16 protein-coding genes are annotated in these 17,318 nt (G+C 42.4%); 10 read left to right on the top strand and 6 right to left on the bottom strand.

The features are described 5' to 3' along the window. Positions 1 to 86: 86 nt before the first annotated feature. On the top strand, positions 87 to 482 hold the full coding sequence (locus G337_RS0104415) for a cupin domain-containing protein (protein WP_028862803.1): 396 nt from the start codon (positions 87 to 89) through the stop codon (positions 480 to 482). A 47-nt stretch (positions 483 to 529) separates the two neighbouring features. Here G337_RS0104415 and G337_RS0104410 read toward each other — a convergent pair whose 3' ends face one another. The 4 genes from G337_RS0104410 to G337_RS0104395 form a co-directional block, all read right to left on the bottom strand. Next, complete coding sequence (locus tag G337_RS0104410; protein ID WP_028862802.1) at positions 530 to 1,336, bottom strand: substrate-binding periplasmic protein; 807 nt, start codon at positions 1,334 to 1,336, stop codon at positions 530 to 532. A 168-nt stretch (positions 1,337 to 1,504) separates the two neighbouring features. After that, positions 1,505 to 3,103: a cation:proton antiporter domain-containing protein gene (locus G337_RS0104405; protein WP_028862801.1), complete on the bottom strand. Its 1,599-nt coding sequence runs from the start codon at positions 3,101 to 3,103 to the stop codon at positions 1,505 to 1,507. Positions 3,104 to 3,462: 359 nt separating this feature from the next. Next, positions 3,463 to 4,650: a potassium/proton antiporter gene (locus G337_RS0104400; RefSeq protein ID WP_028862800.1), complete on the bottom strand. Its 1,188-nt coding sequence runs from the start codon at positions 4,648 to 4,650 to the stop codon at positions 3,463 to 3,465. 299 nt (positions 4,651 to 4,949) lie between these two features. Next, positions 4,950 to 6,557 (bottom strand): sensor domain-containing diguanylate cyclase, encoded by a 1,608-nt coding sequence (locus G337_RS0104395; protein ID WP_028862799.1) that lies wholly within the window; start codon positions 6,555 to 6,557, stop codon positions 4,950 to 4,952. A gap of 514 nt (positions 6,558 to 7,071) precedes the next feature. Between G337_RS0104395 and G337_RS0104390 the strand changes: the two genes are divergently transcribed. The 3 genes from G337_RS0104390 (at position 7,072) to G337_RS0104380 (ending at position 9,989) form a co-directional block, all read left to right on the top strand. Continuing rightward, positions 7,072 to 8,013: an ABC transporter substrate-binding protein gene (locus G337_RS0104390; RefSeq protein WP_051302945.1), complete on the top strand. Its 942-nt coding sequence runs from the start codon at positions 7,072 to 7,074 to the stop codon at positions 8,011 to 8,013. A 189-nt stretch (positions 8,014 to 8,202) separates the two neighbouring features. Then, positions 8,203 to 9,231, top strand: a complete 1,029-nt coding sequence (locus tag G337_RS0104385; RefSeq protein ID WP_028862797.1) for an acyltransferase — start codon at positions 8,203 to 8,205, stop codon at positions 9,229 to 9,231. Between the two features lie 227 nt (positions 9,232 to 9,458). Next, positions 9,459 to 9,989, top strand: a complete 531-nt coding sequence (locus tag G337_RS0104380) for an REP-associated tyrosine transposase (protein ID WP_028862796.1) — start codon at positions 9,459 to 9,461, stop codon at positions 9,987 to 9,989. A 407-nt stretch (positions 9,990 to 10,396) separates the two neighbouring features. On the opposite strand, the gene G337_RS0104375 is transcribed toward G337_RS0104380, so the two are convergent. After that, positions 10,397 to 12,322 (bottom strand): PhoX family protein, encoded by a 1,926-nt coding sequence (locus G337_RS0104375; RefSeq protein WP_157619216.1) that lies wholly within the window; start codon positions 12,320 to 12,322, stop codon positions 10,397 to 10,399. Positions 12,323 to 12,542: 220 nt separating this feature from the next. On the opposite strand from G337_RS0104375, the gene G337_RS0104370 reads away from it, so the two are divergent. From G337_RS0104370 to G337_RS0104355, 4 genes are all read left to right on the top strand, one after another. Beyond that, complete coding sequence (locus G337_RS0104370) at positions 12,543 to 12,746, top strand: hypothetical protein (protein WP_028862794.1); 204 nt, start codon at positions 12,543 to 12,545, stop codon at positions 12,744 to 12,746. A 315-nt stretch (positions 12,747 to 13,061) separates the two neighbouring features. Then, entirely contained in the window at positions 13,062 to 13,430 is a 369-nt protein-coding gene (locus tag G337_RS0104365) for a hypothetical protein (protein WP_028862793.1), read from the top strand. Then, entirely contained in the window at positions 13,427 to 13,864 is a 438-nt protein-coding gene (locus G337_RS0104360; RefSeq protein WP_028862792.1) for a hypothetical protein, read from the top strand. The genes G337_RS0104365 and G337_RS0104360 overlap by 4 nt, the downstream gene beginning before the upstream one ends. Before the next feature lie 62 nt (positions 13,865 to 13,926). Beyond that, complete coding sequence (locus G337_RS0104355) at positions 13,927 to 14,376, top strand: hypothetical protein (RefSeq protein WP_028862791.1); 450 nt, start codon at positions 13,927 to 13,929, stop codon at positions 14,374 to 14,376. A 79-nt stretch (positions 14,377 to 14,455) separates the two neighbouring features. On the opposite strand, the gene G337_RS25585 is transcribed toward G337_RS0104355, so the two are convergent. Further along, positions 14,456 to 14,881: a bacteriohemerythrin gene (locus G337_RS25585; protein WP_051302944.1), complete on the bottom strand. Its 426-nt coding sequence runs from the start codon at positions 14,879 to 14,881 to the stop codon at positions 14,456 to 14,458. A 218-nt stretch (positions 14,882 to 15,099) separates the two neighbouring features. Between G337_RS25585 and G337_RS0104345 the strand changes: the two genes are divergently transcribed. Next, positions 15,100 to 15,450, top strand: coding sequence for a DUF503 domain-containing protein (locus tag G337_RS0104345; protein WP_211235780.1), 351 nt, complete (start codon positions 15,100 to 15,102; stop codon positions 15,448 to 15,450). Positions 15,451 to 15,629: 179 nt separating this feature from the next. Beyond that, on the top strand, positions 15,630 to 17,204 hold the full coding sequence (locus tag G337_RS25580) for an SEL1-like repeat protein (protein WP_037027079.1): 1,575 nt from the start codon (positions 15,630 to 15,632) through the stop codon (positions 17,202 to 17,204). The last annotated feature ends 114 nt before the right edge of the window (positions 17,205 to 17,318 follow it).

The raw sequence follows: 17,318 nt of genomic DNA, 5'->3' as shown, positions 1-17,318 counted from the left end.
ATTTCGCGGCATATTATTTGCTGTTTTTGTCTGTTAGCATTTTATGTAGGTTTATAATTCTTCTGCTTCGATAACAGGTGATGTTTATGTTAAAACTACTTCCTACCGCTCTTCTGCTGGCTGTCTTAAATGTCAGCGCCGCGACTTCTGTCGATTTAGTTAAAAGTACTAAGTCATGGGATGGTACAAACCTTCCTGCTCAGTCATTAACTCAACCCGAGGTGACCATTAAAGAAATAGTTATTGCGCCGGGTGAAAAACTGCCTATGCATCAACATCCGGTTATTAATGCCGGTGTATTATTAAGCGGTACACTAACCGTTTACAGTGGTGACAAGGTGTTAAAGGTGCAGGCGGGTGACAGTCTGGTTGAGCTGGTAAACACCTCTCACTATGGAGAGAATACTGGTACAGAGGCGGCTAAGATTATTGTTTTTTATATCGCTGAAAAAGACCATAAAGTGACGGTTATTGATAAGTGACCTGCCTTAAATATTCTTAAGGTGTTCATTATTATGATGAACTGCTGTTATTCTGTGCTGTTTTCAGACTGGTAGTCACTCTGGTAGATATAGGTATATTTAGCGAGCAGTTTATCAACCCATTGATAATAACCCTGCTGCTGCATCTGTTTTTCAACTAACGGCAGCAGGTGCAGATAGTTGGATTTTTTGGACATTGATATATATAGTTTTCCGGTTAATACGGGATTGGGTAAACTGACGATATCTTCTGCAAATCCATATGCTTCCAGTATTGCTTGTCCGGAATTTCGCCCGATAACGACAGCATCGATTCGTTCCGATTTTAACTGTCTGAACAGCAGTTGATAATTGTTTGCTCTGAATACTTTTACATTGTTATTCAAAAAGTCATCAAATTTTGTGCCTAAGCTGACACCAAAGAGCAGTGCGACTTTTTTATTTTTTAAATCCTGCCATGAGTTGAAAGGAAACTCTTTGCCTTTTTTGACAAACAGCGCTTGTTCGATAAAACCCATCGGGGTTTCTATAAAAACAGAGTAGGCTTTTCTCTGTTCGTTAATAAATGCGCAGATATTAATATCGGCAACACCGTGTTCAACAAAACCCTGCCCTCTTTTCCACGGCCCTAGATAAGTTAAATCTATATTGGCACCGGCTTTCTTGAAAAGAACCGCTGTTATTTCAGCCGCCGCACCGACAATTTGATTATCTTTTTCCCAGTTCCAGGGCGCATAGTCATGATGGCCGATCGCTTTCAGAGTGGGCTGCTCAGAGGAAGCCGGGCTGCTCAAAAACAGAAGCACAAGAAAAAAAGGAGTGAAAGACATTTTTAGTTTAAACAGCGAGTCCATAATACATCCGTAGCAATATACGATTAACACAGAAAGAATTACTCTTTAAATAATAGCCTGTTTAAGCGCTGTCTAATTATTCTGGATGAAAATATATTATGACCCGCAGGCAGTTTTAACTGCAGTCTGTAGAGTTTATCTGTTCTGCCTGTAGGAAAGTAATAAAGACTATTTATGAAGGCTTTGTTTTACTAATAACAGTGCGGTTTCATGCTCGGAATGAACAAATGAGTTAATGGTAAGATCCGCAAAGGCGTGCCGTTCCTGATGGGTATTAATTTTTACCACTAGATTTGCCTGCGGGTAATAATCGAGCAGTGCTTCGCAGATTATTCTTTTAGTGCGGATGTTGTTAACTGTAATAATAATACTTGATGTCTGCTCGATATTGAGAGACTCCAGTACCGGTAGTTTTTCGAAATGCCCGAAATAGGCACTATAACCGCGTTTTCTGGCGATTAATACGTGCTGCAGGTTATTGGAAATAATTACAAAATTAACTTTCTGTTTCTGCAGCTCCCGGGCGGCTATTCGCCCGACCGTTGCAAAGCCGCAGATCACTGTATGGCGGCTGTTTTTAAGCGGGTTAATCTTATCGGATTCATAAAACTCAGCCACAAACAGGGCCGCTATTTTATAAATATTATTGACCATAAAAGGCGTCACCAGCATAGATAAAACCGTTACTAATATCAGGAATCCGCCGACCTCTTCGGAAAGTAAATGCTCGCTGAGGGCAAGTGAAAAAACGGCAAAGGAAAACTCGCCGATCTGACACAGTGCAACAGCAGATTTAAGCGAGTCACTCGTATTAGATTTATATCTGATTAGAAAATAGATAATCAGTGCTTTTATCAGCATGGCAAAAATTAATACGCTGAAGACTTGATATAAGTGCGTTATAAAATAATAGACATCAATTTTAGTGCCGATTGAAAAGAAAAAAGCGCCTAATAACAGATCCTTATAGGAAGAAATATCCGACTCTACTTTGATATGAAAAGTAGTTTCTGCAATGATCATTCCTGCAATAAAAGCCCCTAAAGAATAGGTAAAGCCCATTTTGTGGGCTAATAATGCGGCGCCGAGCACAATGGTTAATACCGAGGCTACGAATAATTCCTGCAGTTTTGCGCGGGATGAAAACTGCAGTAACCCTTCTATTATTTTTTTACCCAGGGTGAACATAAAAACAATGACCACGGCGGCCGAAATAAATGTTTTCAGCAGCACATCGCTGAGCGACAAATCATTACGGGATAAAAAACTGATCAAGAGTAAAATCGGGATAACGGCCAGATCTTGAAAAATTAAAACAGCGGCGGATTTTTTACCGTAAGGAGTAAGAATATCTTTTGACTGTTTCAGATAACTTAAGATGATGGCCGTAGATGATAAGCTGAAGGCCAGCGCAATAATAATTGATGAAGTGAGATCGAGAGCAAACAGATAATAGCAGATGCTGTAAATAACGACGGAACTTAAAGCAACCTGTATAAAGCCGTTAATAAAGATAATCTCTTTCATTTTTTTCAGTTTAGAAAAGGACATTTCTAAACCTATGGTAAACATAAGGAAGACGATGCCGAATTCCCCGATCAATGCTAATGACTTAAGATTTTCACTGCCGAAAGCAAAGATATTACTGATAATTGTACCGATAATTATGTAGCCGATAATATGCGATACCGAAAACTTTTTCAGCACGAGATTCAAGGTGCTTGCTATAGCTAAGGAGATGAAAATGATAAGCAGAACTGATTCCATGTATATCCTTTAAAACCTCTACATCCGGGTCTTTAATTATCCCTGAACTACAGGCTGGAGCAGGAATTTTGTTTTTGCTGTGCTGTTCAGCCTTTACAGGCTTTATAACTAATGTAGTTGTAAATTTACTAGTGAACAAATTAAGTTAGTTGACCTGCATTAGGAAAGAATCTGGCAAAATAAACAGCAGCGGATTACAAGTTTAAATAATTTACGGTTATCAACCTGTTATGACTGTATGTAAGGATCAGAAAAGGCTGGGCCTGCAAATATAAACACATTATTAAAGTGCAGGCGGTGTACCAGATTATTACAGTTGTACTATGCAGATCCGCTTAACCCCCTGCCAGTGAACACGGTTAATCATTATTTAAGCGCAGACGGTTGGCTAAGGGGGCTATTGCACCGCCTTGCAGTACAACCGAAAACAGGACAATAAAGAAAACCATATGCAGAATATCGACTGCACCCGGCACGCCTGCCGCCGCTGGAATAAGTGCAAATACAATGGGGGTTGCGCCTTTTAATCCGATTAAGGAGATAAACAGACGTTTTCGCCAGCTGGATTTAATAAAGGGCAGATAACAGATCTGCACCGCTAAAGGTCTGGCTGCAAAAATCAGCAGCAGTGCGGGTAATACCGAAGCCCAGAAAATTGTTATTAATGACTGCGGGAAAATCTGCAGGCCTAATACGATAAACATCAACGCCTGCGCCAGCCAGGAAAGGCTGTTAAAAAAGTGTTTGTTAACCTGCTGCCCGCGCTTGATACCGTTGCCGATCACTACCCCTGAGATATATGAAGCCAGGAGAATATTACCGCCGAGCATCTCTGCACCGTAGGTGGAAATAATAAAACAGGCAAGAATAAATACCGGGATCAGCCCGTATTCAGCAAGCTGAATTTTATTGAGCAGCCGGACAGTGATTTTACCAACCATAAGGCCGACCACCACTGCTACGCCGATTTGTGTTAATAAATTTAATGCAATGTCGTGGGCAAGGACTTCCTGAGTTGATGATAAAGCCATTTCAGTCAGGAATATAACCAGCAGCATCGCGACCGGATCATTGGTTGCTGATTCAAATTCTAATACGCTGTCGGTCTGCTCTTTTAATTTAAGTTTTTTAGATTCAAGTATCGAGAATACGGCTGCTGCATCGGTAGAGGAAACAACGGCGGCAAACAGCAGGCAGGTGATAAAGTTAAAATCGAGCAGCTGGTAAATAATCAGTGCAAAAAACAGGGTGGTAAAAACTACACCAAAGGAGGCAAGCACACCGCCTTCTTTAAAGGCCGCTTTAATCTTATCATTGCAGGTATTGAGCCCGCCGACAAATACAATAATATTGAGTGCCAGGCCGCCTACCCAGGCTGTTTTAGTGAGATTGTCATAAACAAAGTTGAACTCGCCGTTACCCAGTGCGAGTCCCACACCCATAAAGATAAGCAGAGAAGGGATGCCGAAGGTTCTTGACGGGTGATGCAGTAAAATTCCGACCGCGACTAATACGGCCATTCCCAGCATAATGATCTCAGTAGACATGAAATACTCCAGAAAGCGGATAAAGTGGAAAGTAAACTAGCCCTGAATATTGTAAATAACATCAAATAGTTAGACTTGTACATGGAGTTTGATTATAGCAATTTCCAGCCTTGAGGTTAATATAAAGTTATCAATAAGTTATCGATTTGGTGGCAAGCGGCAGAGTTGAACAGAGAGGTTTAACCTCGTTCCATGCTTCGCGTGGGAATGCATAGATTGATGGTTAATGCCGCTGCGCTGAGTTCCTGTGCAGAGCATGAGAATTAGAGGACAGGGGATAAAATTATCTTAAAGAAGTCTCAGGCTGTCTGCAGGCGTTTCTGTTGTGCTTTTTGTTTCTGCTGTGCTGTAAATTTCTGCTGTGCTTTGTGTATATACATAGCGCCGTCGGCTCTTTCAATTATTTTTTCAGCATTATCCTGTGCATCCAGAAGTTCAGCAGCACCGTGGCTTATACTCCATTCTTTACCTGCTTGTTTGAGACCCAGAGAGGAACATTTAGACTGCATGCGTTCCATAATGCTGCTGGCATTACCTGCATTGCAGTCCACAAATACAATGAGAAACTCATCGCCTCCTAAACGCGCCGCAAAATCAGATTCACGAATTGTTTGAGTAATGACTGAAGCAACACCTTTTATCAGGGCATCTCCAGCGTCATGTCCCAGCTGATCATTGGTCTTTTTCAAATCATTAACATCAATAAAGCCGACTGCTAAAGGAAAATTTCTGCGCCGGCTGATGCTGATATTTTTTTCAAGGTAATCAACAATTGCTTTTCGGTTATACAGCCCGGTTAATGCATCATGGTGAGCTTCAAAATTTAGTTTTTTAAATAACCATACCCGTTCTACCTGAGAGCCTGCCAGTATCCAGCCCAATAGTGAAAGCATAGGGAAAACCAGCAGGGAGCCTATGGCGATACCTTTCATCAACAGTGCATGTTCATCATGAAGAATATGTTCAGGGACATGCATAATAAGAAAAACCCGCTCGCTGTTAACTACATTAAACGATGCAGAGGGGGACAAGTAGAACTGAGTGAAATAATATTCGCCGTTTTCATTAGAGACCAGACCCTTTGTTTTCTCCTGCATCGCCTGCCATACCTGCGGATGCTCATCGGAGAATCTAAACTGTTTATCTTCAGGGAACATAAATCCCCATTCTTTCTTCGCTTCATTGCCTTTTAAGTAATAACCGTCCTCATTGATAAGAAAAACCTGATCACCTTCATGAACATTAAGATCCGTTATTATTTTCAGAATCTGGCTGCCGTTATAATTAATAACACCTGCGCCGAGTAGCTCACCATTTTCTGAGTGGACAGGTGTTGCATAACGGATCATTGGTTTGACGGGGTACTGGATTTTTCCCTGCTCTTTATTGAGATCAAACTGCGAGGTATAAATTTGTCCCGGCTGGAGGCGCAGCGCATTTTTGAAATAGTAACGGTCTTTTTTATTTTGTAATATAGGCTGCGGGACTTGTATCAGAGAGAAGTCCGAGCCTTGATTAAGACGAATGATCTCATTTCCCTGTGTATCAAAAAGGCGGATTTGATCATAACGTCTCTGATGCGAGCTGATTTTATACATCAAGGATGTCAGGTAGTTCTGGGCAGCCTGGTCTTGCGATGAAAGAGTTGCAATAGCGAGATCGCTGTGGGAATAATAGATAAGATCCGCTCCGACAGAGCTTAACTCTGCGATCACCTTGCTTTGGATATTAAAGAGTTCAGAATATTGTTTTACTTCGCGGTCATGGTCAATCTGTTCATGTATGAAGGCATAAATAACAGTAATCACTAAAATCAGAAACAGAAACAGCAGAGAAACATAAACGATGCCTTGTTTACGTTTTTTCTTTGTCAGGTTTGCTTTTGTGTAATTAACTGTATTCGCCATTTGCTTATTTATCCTTAAACTTTATGCAGCGAGACAGCAGATTCTGCTGTTAATCTCGTATCCTTATAAAAGCAAACGTATCTCCCTGTAAAATCTATACTTAATTCCATTTAAGTATAGATTTACAGGTACGGTTGACACAATCGACTTGCTGGCAAGCTTTTGTTATTAATAAATCAAAAACGAAAAAGATCTCTGTTTAAAGTTAACTGGGAATTGTTTTTGCTAGCTCTAGTTTTAACAGGGCCCGTGGTGATGCTGTGTGTTGAGTAATTTTTGCCATCAAAAAATCAATAAGGTTTCATCTGCAGGGAAATGCCGCGGTCGTAATTTTCTGTTTTGTTGTTCGGCTATAGCTGCTGGAAAGCCGTTATATTAACCAGTAAAAATCGAAGCCTGCTCCCTTAACAGCAGTTGTGCCAGCTTACGCTGTGTATTTTTCGGCTAAACTTGGATATAAAACCTTCATAAGTCTTATTAGCAGGCGGATAAGTCTGGGAGTTAGGCAATGACTATGAATTTACTGACAGGTAGATTAGCTCAACTAATGACTGCCGTGGTTCTGTTTTTTTCTGTCGAATTATCAGTCAGCGCAAAATGTATTGCTGTTGTTACTGCCGGCGGAGGGCAAAGCTTTTGGGGAGAAGTTATTCGCGGAGCTGTTAAGGCGGGACAGGAACTGAATATAAATATCTATGCTCGGGGAGTAATCGACGAGGTTAATAGAGAGGGACAAGGGGAGATAATACAATCGATCATCAATAAAGGCTGCCGCGCCTTAGTGCTGGCACCAAATTCAACAGATCGTATTAAAGATGTTGCCCGGTTAAAAGAGTTAGGTATTGCCACCGTTTATATTGATCGTGATATGGGTGGCGAAAGACTCAGTGTTATTAAAACAGAAAATTATGCTGCCGGGCGGCTGGCGGGCAGAGAAATGGCAAAAGCTCTGCAGGGGCAGGGGCAGATTGCTGTACTGCGCTTAAGTAAAGAAGTGTTAAGTACTACTTTACGTGAAAATGGTTTTATAGAAGGTGCAGTGCAGGGCGGTCTGGAAATTGTGGTTGATCAGTATATCGGCACCATGGTGGGAGATGCACGAGCGGCTGCCTATCAGATTCTCAGACTGCAGAAACAGATCGACGGCATTTTTACCCCGAACGAATCCACCAGTATAGGAGTATCTATAGCGCTGAAACGCATTAACCGGGCTGAAAATATCATCCATATCGGTTTTGATGCCCATCGAATTATGGTTAACTCGGTAAAAGATGCACAGATGTACGGCTTTGTTATGCAGAATCCTTTTCGTATGGGATATGAGGGGGTAACAACAGCGTATCGTGCAATGCGTGGTTTATCTGTTGAAGAGTATCTAGATACTGGTGTGATTTTTGTAGGACAGAAGAATATAAACAGTAATGAGATAATGCAGCTGTTAGGAGAAAGTGAATAATAAAGGATCAAAGCTGCACTGATAATTCTGCTGTTTACAATAAAAATTTTGTTTCAAAGTATTATTTTTTGAGTGACTGCCGTTTTTTATCTTTTAACGCTATCAGAAGTGCTGTTTTCTGTTATTTTTCCTGCAGGCAAAGGAATGCTGTTTAATTAAATCATTTCCCTAACCTGTCGTTGAGAACAAATGAAAACTTATCCTGCCAGAATTGCCAGTCTTGAATTTATGCGCGTTATCGCTATGGCTGCGGTTATTGCGATTCATACCCGATTATTTATTGATGCACCGATTATAAACGGCCATGCCTGGCTGGCTGATGTTGTTAATCAGCTCAGTCGTTTTGCCGTACCGTTTTTCTTTTTATTAGCGGGTTTTTTAATCCAGCCGAAACTGATGAACTCGCCGTTGTCTGTGATGCGCCGCTATAATGCACCGCTGCTGAAAGTGTGGCTGGTGTGGACTGCCATCTGTCTGATACTGCCGACGAGATTAAATACTGTGATGGAGCAGGGCTATCTTGGTGAGCGCCAGGCTTACTGGAATTTTTTATTAGATACGCCGCTTAATTCATTTTTAGAGGGCGGTTTAGTACATTTATGGTTCTTACCGGCACTGATCATCGCCGTTGTTATGACAGGTTTATTTGTTCACTTTAAACTGCTGAAACTGTTATTACCCGCCGCCGCCTTATTGTATATATACGGTGTTTTAGCCGGAAGCTATGCATCAATTACTGAAATCGGCTCTCCCTTTTTAACGCGTAACGGGCCGTTTTTCAGTTTTCTGATGGTGGTCATCGGTTTTGAAATTAGAAGATTTGAATTCAGATTATCAGCTCAGTCTGCCTTACTGATGCTGTCTGCTGGTCTGCTTGGGCATTTTGCTGAAGCCTACTGGTTATTTACTAAAGAGGTGGCATTTTCCAGTCACGATCTTTTACTGTTTACTCCGTTGTGGGCAAGCGGTCTGTTTTTCTTTTTATTAGCAAAACCTCTGCTTGGGGATCACCCGCTGACTTACTGGTTAAGTAAAAGCATACTGCCGATCTATGTCTGTCATCTGTCAATTGTGATTGTTTTTTATAATATTGCCGGGATATTTGCAGTAAGCGGATTAGCAAGAGATGCACTGTTATTCTTCGGCACCATCATCTCTTCAATAGCTTTTGTTAAATTAGTTGAAAAAACATCTGTGCAGAAATATCTTTTCAGGTAAACAGCTCGTTCCTACGCAGAACACCTCGTTCCCATGCTCTGCGTGGGAATGCATAGGTCTATGCTTAGTGCTGCCGTCGCGAGTCTGAATTCCCACGCTCCGTGTAACAATACCTCGTTCCCATGCTCTGCGTGGGAATGCATAGGTCTATGCTTAGTGTTGCCATAACGAGTCTTAAGCCCCGTGTAGCTCATGGGAACTAACGGGCGATAAACAAAGGAGCACACATGGGAAGAAGCCGTTACAAAATAACGCAAGTTGATGCACCGCATTTTATTACCTTAACCGTATTGCACTGGATACCTGTATTCACACGTCCGGAAACGGTTGAAATGATATTTGATTCACTGCGCTTTTTAATACGGGAAGGTTTGAAAGTGCATGCTTATGTGATTCTGGAAAACCACCTGCATCTGATTGTTCAGAGTGAGCAGTTAGACAAAGATATAAGACGTTTAAAATCTTATACAGCCAAGCAGTTGATTGCTTATCTTACGCGGCATAATGTAAAAACAATTTTAGAGCAGTTAGCTTTTTATAAAAAAGCACATAAAGATGATCGTGCTTATCAGTTCTGGCAGGAAGGTATTCACCCGGAGTTGATTCAAAATGAAACGATGATGCGTCAAAAAATTGAGTATATTCATCAAAACCCAGTTAAGCGTGGTTATGTTGAGTCAGCTGAGCACTGGCGATATTCTAGTGCAAAAAATTACCAGGGAGAGCCGGGGCTTATTGAGGTATGTAAAAACTGGTAAGTGTATATTGCTCGTTACCATGCTCTGCGTGGTAATGCATAGACTGATGGTTATGCTGTAGTCGAGAGTATGAATTCCCACGCAGAGCATGGGAACTAGTGGGGAGGAGATGTGCATAGACTGATGGTTATGCTTTCGTCGTGAGTATGAATTCCCACGCAGAGCATGGGAACTAGCGGGGTTTAGTGCATGGGAGCTAGCCGTTACATCTCGTTACCACGCTCTGCGTGGTAATGCATAGATTGATGCTTAGTTCTGCGCCGATGAGTCTGAATTCCCACGCGGAGCATGGGAACTAGTGGGTCTGGAGTATGGGAATTAGAAGGTATGGAGCATGGGAACTAGTGGGTCTGGAGTATGGGAATTAGAAGGTATGGAGCATGGGAACCTGCTGCGCACGCAGGGTATCAGCTTCCGATAATACCGCCGTCTTTTCTGCTTATCATCATTACTGCTGAGCGGGGAGTACTGGTGCCGCCGTCCGGCCAGTGCGACGGCTGCAGATCTTCACCCGGATGCTGTACACCGACAAACATGGTTTTATAATCCGGGCTGAAGGTCAGTCCGGTAATTTCACAGGCAATCGGGCCGGTTAAGAAACGGCGTATTTCACCGCTGTCAGGGTCACCGCAGAACATTGAATTATTACCCATGCCTGCATATTCGCCTTTATTTGAATAGGCACCGTCCGTTTGAATCCATAAGCGGCCTGCCTGATCAAAGCCTAAACCGTCCGGGCTGTTGAACATATTGTCACTGTTAATATTGCTGCTGCCCGCATAACTTCCGCCTTTATGGACTTGAGGATTCCCGGCAACCACATACAGATCCCAGGCAAATGTCGGGTAAGTATGGTCGTCATTAACCTGGCGCCAGCGTAAAATCTGCCCGTAGTTATTCGCTTTACGCGGGTTTGGTCCGCCCACCGGCTGACCCTCTTTTATACCGCGGTGTTTGTTATTGGTGAGGGTACAGAAAGCGTAATCCTGTTTTGGATGCACAGCAATCCATTCCGGGCGGTCCATCGTAGTTGCATTAACCTGTGTGGCGGCTAAACGTGTATAGATATTAATGTATTCCTGATTCGGGAAACCGTTTTCACGTGTTAAGCCGTTTTTGCCGTGTGTTAATGCAACCCACTGGCCGATACCGCCGCTCTTATTACGGTCTGCACTAAACTTGGCAGCGTAAATCGTACCTTCTTCTAACAGTCTGCGGTTTGCCGCATCATCACCTTCAACGTATTTGTTTTTAGAAACAAAGCGGTATAAGTGTTCGCCGCGTTCATCATCACCCATATAAGCAACAATAAAACCGTCTTTATTAATAATAACAGCAACATTTTCATGCTTAAAACGTCCCATTGCGGTGCGTTTTTTCGGTGTTGATGTCGGATCCATGGGGTCAATTTCTACCACCCAGCCGTGACGGTTTGCTTCGTTGGGATTTTGAGCGATATCAAAGCGCGGATCATGCTGATGCCAGTGATAGCCTGCTTCTTCCTGACTAATACCGTAGCGTTTCTGCTCTTTATTAAGACTCACATCGTTTTCTGAGCCGAAGTAACCGTTAAAATTTTCTTCGCAGGTTAAGTAGGTTCCCCAGGGAGTCACGCCGTTTGCACAGTTGCCAAAGGTGCCTAATGCTTTTGTTCCCAGAGGATCGGCTGCAGTGATCAGATCCGGATGACCGGCGGCTAAACCTGTGATTTCTATTTCACTGTCTGCCGTAATACGGCGGTTATATTTTGAGTCTAATACGATTTTCCAGTTATCAGCACTGCTGCGTTTTACTTCAAAAATAGAGATACCATGTGCCGCTTGTGATTTTTTGACATCATCGGCAGTCATCGTTTCACCCTGGTGTGAAAACAGATATTCGTTATTGCAGTACTCATTATTAACGGCTAATACAGCTCTTTCCTGTGAGAGCGGAAACAGGGCCATGCCGTCATTATTGTCACCGAACTGCAGCGCCTGATCGGCTGCTTTGGCATTACCTGTCGGATCAAATTGCGGCGCATCTGCAAACAGCGGATCACCCCAGCGTATTAATACATTTGCTTCATAACCTTCAGGTACAACAAAGGAATCAGCAGTACTGACATCTACTTTCTTGAATCCCATTAGTCTGCTGCCGCTTGGAGAGCCTGAGCCGGCCGCTGCAGAAACAGGCATACCGCTCATAAAAGCACCGGCAGTCATAACGGAAGCCGCGCTTAAAAATTTACGGCGAGACATAGCCGTTGTGATCATTTCTGTCAGCTGGGTAGTTTCTTCTCGAGGATCAAGGTCTTGTTCACGGCGTTCAAAGGGGCTCATACGGGTTGTCATTACTTATCTCCAGTCTTGTTGTTTTTTATGAGGCTAGTAAACAGCAGCAAGATGTCAGTGTGATTACACTTATTTTGCATAAATATGACAGATGCTGAGATGAATTTTCGCACCGGCATAACAGCTGGGCAGAAAAAATATCAAAAAATGCTGTCAAAACGCTTGCGGTTTGATATCAAACCTTTTATCATTGGTTTCAAGTTAAACGAAAAGGGCAAACATGCTGAAAGAAGAAAAAAAAACTGCCTGCTCTGTTGGCGTTGTTAAATATGACTTTCATATGTCGGTTAGAAAACTTCCCGATAATACAAGAAAGCGTTTTGATAAATTAGTAACAACAGGAAAGGCAAGCGGTGCACTGGAGGCATACGTAAGACTGGCCATTGCCAATCAGTTAAAACGCGATGAGGAAAGAGAGGGTTAGAAGAGTACAAGTTTAGACGCCGCTCTTTTAATAAAAGAGAGTGGCTGAATAAACAGAGGCTTTTAATATTTGACATCTTATGTTTGCCGTCAAATCAATTGTTCAGCAGAGCGTTTATTTAAGCCTGCAGCTTAGGCTTTTGGATTGTAGATTAAGCTAAAAAATTTAACCACAAAGGTTGAATGTTAAATGTAATTACTAAAAGGATTGAAAGTTATTTCTGACGCTGTCTGATATTTCTCCCGGCTAAACGTCGGTGAGATATCGTCAAATAAACACTAAATTATGCGTGAAATTAACACGCTGGGAATACCGATGAAAAAATTATTACTAGTATTAGCGCTTATGCCGTTTTTTGCCGCCGCTCACTCTCAGAGTCCGCGTGAAATCCGTGCTTTCTCTGCAGAAGACAGAGTCACTGTAGCAATTGATGTCACTAACCTGAACAGCTATACGCAAAGCTACGAGGTTATTGTTGACGGCAGTGTTTTAGGTAAGTTTACGCTGGTGCCGGATGAAGAAAAAAAGATTCAGTTAAATGTGAAGGTCGATAAAAAAGATGCATGGAATCATAAGATTGTCAGCACCCGCAGTATCCCGGGAAAAGGGCAGACAACTAGAAGCGAAATTGAGTCGTTAATCAGCATTTATGGTTTAGTTATCAAACAAGGTGAAGACAAGTGAAAAAACTGATTATAGGAGCAGCTTTAGCGCTGACAACACTGTCAAGTATTGCAGGTTATATGCCTAGTCCGACAATGGCCCAGGGTGATCGTGTGCGGGTTCGCGGCGAAAGCGGTATTGAGATTGATACTACTATCGCACCGGATATGACTCTGCAGATGGGCGGTTCATACGGCCAGGATAAATCTCATGATCGTTATTATGATCATTTAAGACATAACGACCGTGACAGAAATGAAGGCACTATTTATATACAGGCTGTCATCCCGATTACGTTTGGTGACAAGGCAAAACCTGATCCTAGTCGTTTATATGATCTGGAACTGCGCGCACGTAATACGCATATTCAAAAATTAGAAGCAGAGCTGCTTTTACTAAAAGCAGCTGCTACAGCTGGTAAGTCAAACGGCAAAGAAATCTTTGTTGAAGGTTAGTTTTAAACACCGGTCATGTGACCAAAACGCATAATTTTATGCATAATATTAAGGTAATAAAAATGAAAAAATCACTTTTAGTTCTTGCTCTTGCATCTGTTGTTTGTACTTCTGCCACTGCTTCTGATCAGGCTTATGCTGAGTTCAACCGTACTGTTGAACCTGTTCGCTCAATTGTAATCACTAATGCCAGCGGTGAAATTGCTTTTGGTGATGAGTCTTTCAACAGCCAAAGAGCCGCAATGGTAAGAGTTGTGTCTAATGCATCCGCTCAAGAGTCATTATCTATTGAGACTTTGCGTGTTAGTCCAAACCTGTCTGGTCTTGAAAATAAAATCGTTTATTCAGTTGGTGATAATCAAGGTTTACACAGTGGTGATACATTCATGCTCCCTGTTGGTCGTGATTTTGATTTTTATACAAAGGTAGAAGAACATAAGCGCAACGTCCCAGCTGGTGATGCTCAAGTGCATACCGTTATTAAAATTAATGCACCAACTTTTAACGGCTAATTATTGCTGACGGAAGCTGCAGGCCTGAGTTCTCACGCGCAGAGCGTGGGAACTAGAAAATAAGAGTAAGGCAGTTGTTTTAAACGGAGTTTTTGGGGTATTTATTAAGGAATTTTTTGTCGTCATGCTGGATATGTATTAATAACCAGTCAGTTAAATACCAAAGCAGTTCATTTGATACATCATCTGTTTTAAGACTTTGTTTTACATTATCGAGTTGTTCTATGAAATGTTTATGCTGTAATTTATGTAATTCAGTGTCAGCTTTATCCAAACTAAAAAAATACTGTTCTTCGGATTTAAAATGGTAAATTGTATAGTCATAAAGTTTATCGAAACAACTTAAAATAACTTCATTTTTTAAATCTTCATTTACTGCATTAATTAATTCATTGACGACTGCCATTAGTTTTTTATGCTGCTCATCTATCAAGGCTATGCCAATATTATATTCTTCATCCCATGGAACTAAGTCTACTTTCACAGCACTATTGAAAGGTTTCATTTTTTTTCCTATGGCAAGGTTTTCTATAAAATAAATACTAAAGACAGCCGCCTTAACGGTCTGCAATATCGCCGCCGGTAATACCTAGAGTATAGTCTGGATTCCCACGCGGAGCATGGGAACCAGCAGTCCCTTGGACACTGCTGTACAGAGGCGCATACCTCGTTACCATGCTCTGCGCAGGAATACATAGATTAACGCTTAATAACGGCGTCACCATGAAAGCTGGTGGTATATACTTAAAGCGATTGGTATTAGTACTGGAGGTGTTTATGCAGGGGCAGTCATGTTTTGTTACGCTTGTTACTATCGAACTGCTGATTCCCCATGCGCAGTCGCTTAAAGACAAACGCCAGGTGGTGCGCAGTTTAAAGGAGCGTATCCGCGCAAAATTCAACGCATCCGTGGCGGAGGTCGCCTTTCAGGATAAATGGCAGCGGGCAGTCTTAGCTGTCTGCCTGGTCGGCAGCGATAAGCGCCTGTTAACGTCAAATACCGATAGAATCCGCAGCCTTTGTGAAGAAAACCGTGATATCGAAATAACAGAAATTGAACAGCTGTGGCTGTAATTAAAACTGCACGGCAGCCGGTCTTTGTTCCCGCGCAGAGTAAAAACCTTGTTCCCATGCTCCGCGTGGGAATGCATAGAACTGGTAATGTGTCAGATCAAATCATTTTGAGCTTCCCTTGTGTATTATTATTTCTTATTGATTAGAGCAAATATAATTACAACAGGGACATTCTAATTATGCATAAATACATATTAATTCTACTTCTATTCGCCGGCAGCTGTTTTGCTGCTGATGTAGAAAAAGGAATGCAGGCAGTAGATGCAAAGGATTATGCTGCTGCATATCAGGAATTTACTGAAGCTGCCGTACAGGGAAATGCCGAAGCTCAGTATCAGCTTGCAATACTGATTCTAGAGTTAGAATATGACGGAGCCGCCGCAAAAGAGCTGCTGCTTAAAGCCGCGAAACAAAACCATGCAAAGGCGCAGACAAAACTTGGACTGATCTATCGTTTTCCTACTGATTACGGCCTGGATAGTAAAGCAGATGATGAAAAGCAGGCCCTTAAATGGATCCGCAAAGCTGCTGAACAGGGCGAGCCGGAAGCGCAATATCGACTAGGGTCACTGTACAGCTGGGGAGACGGTGTTGCTGAGAGTAAAAGTAATGCTCTGAAATGGTATCGAAAAGCTGCTGAGCAGGGCAATGCCGATGCTCAGTACCGGGTGGCAGAGCATTATTACGCCATTGATAAAAACTATAAACAAGCCGCAAAGTGGTATCGCAGAGCCGCCGTACAGGAGCACGCTTCCAGTCAAGTTGAACTTGGGGATATGTATGTTTATGGAAAGGGCGTTGCTCAGAGTTATTCAGAAGCCGTGTACTGGTATAGTAAAGCCTCTTTAGTAAAGGATTCAGTTCAAGATTATGTTGTTATAAGCAATCTGCATGATTTAGCAGATAAGGGAAGTGTTGACGCTCAAGTTACGCTCGGCTGGATTTATCTCAAGGGGCGTGGTGCTGTCGACTCTAACCATCGGCTGGCAAAAAGTTATTTCCTTAAAGCTGCTGAACAGGGTAATGCCGAAGGTCAAGTCGGACTTGGTATAATTTATCAGTACGGCCTTGCTGGAACCAAGAATAATAGCGAAGCGAAAAAGTGGTTTTATAAAGCCGCTAAGCAGGGAAATGTAGAAAGCTATGTTGAGATCGGGCAGATGCATTTTAGTGGTGAAGGTGTAGATCAAAATGATAAGAAGGCTTTATATTGGCTGGATAAAGCTGCTGAGCATGGAAACGCTAGAGCAATGTACATTATTGGGGCTATGCACGGAAATGGACAAGGCGTTCCTAAAAGTGATAAAGCAGCTGCAGAATGGATCCTTAAAGCAGCAGAAAAAGGCAGTATTGAAGCCCAGCATCGGATTGCCGGCATGTACTTTAATGGTAAGGGCGTTGCTAAAAGCGAGAAACAAGCCTTTAAGTGGTTTTACAAAGCTGCAGAACAGGGAGCCGCTTCGGCGCAGACAGCTATTGGCTGGATGTATGACCGTGGAACGGGGATAACCAGGAACAGTCAAGGTGCATTTTTCTGGTATAAACAAGCCGCTATGCAGAGAAACCGTGATGCATTAATCTGGCTTCACCAGAGTGCTGAAAAAGGCAGCGTGCAGGCACAATTCCAGCTTGGAATTATGTACGCTTACGGTCGAATTGTTTCAATAAATGACGAAGAATCACAGAAATGGTTCCGCAAAGCGGCAGAGCAGGGACACAGCAGAGCTAAAGAGCGAGTCCGGCATGTTAAATAATAATTCATAGCGCACAACACCTTGCAGCCGTACTTCGCGTGGTAATACATACCTCGTTCCCATGCTCTGCGTGGGAATGCATAGAATCCAATTGATTCCCGGCTTCAGGCTAGG

This window comes from Psychromonas aquimarina ATCC BAA-1526 (genome assembly GCF_000428725.1).
In the GTDB taxonomy this organism is placed as follows: domain Bacteria; phylum Pseudomonadota; class Gammaproteobacteria; order Enterobacterales; family Psychromonadaceae; genus Psychromonas; species Psychromonas aquimarina.
This window is presented reverse-complemented; position numbering and strand designations above follow the sequence as displayed.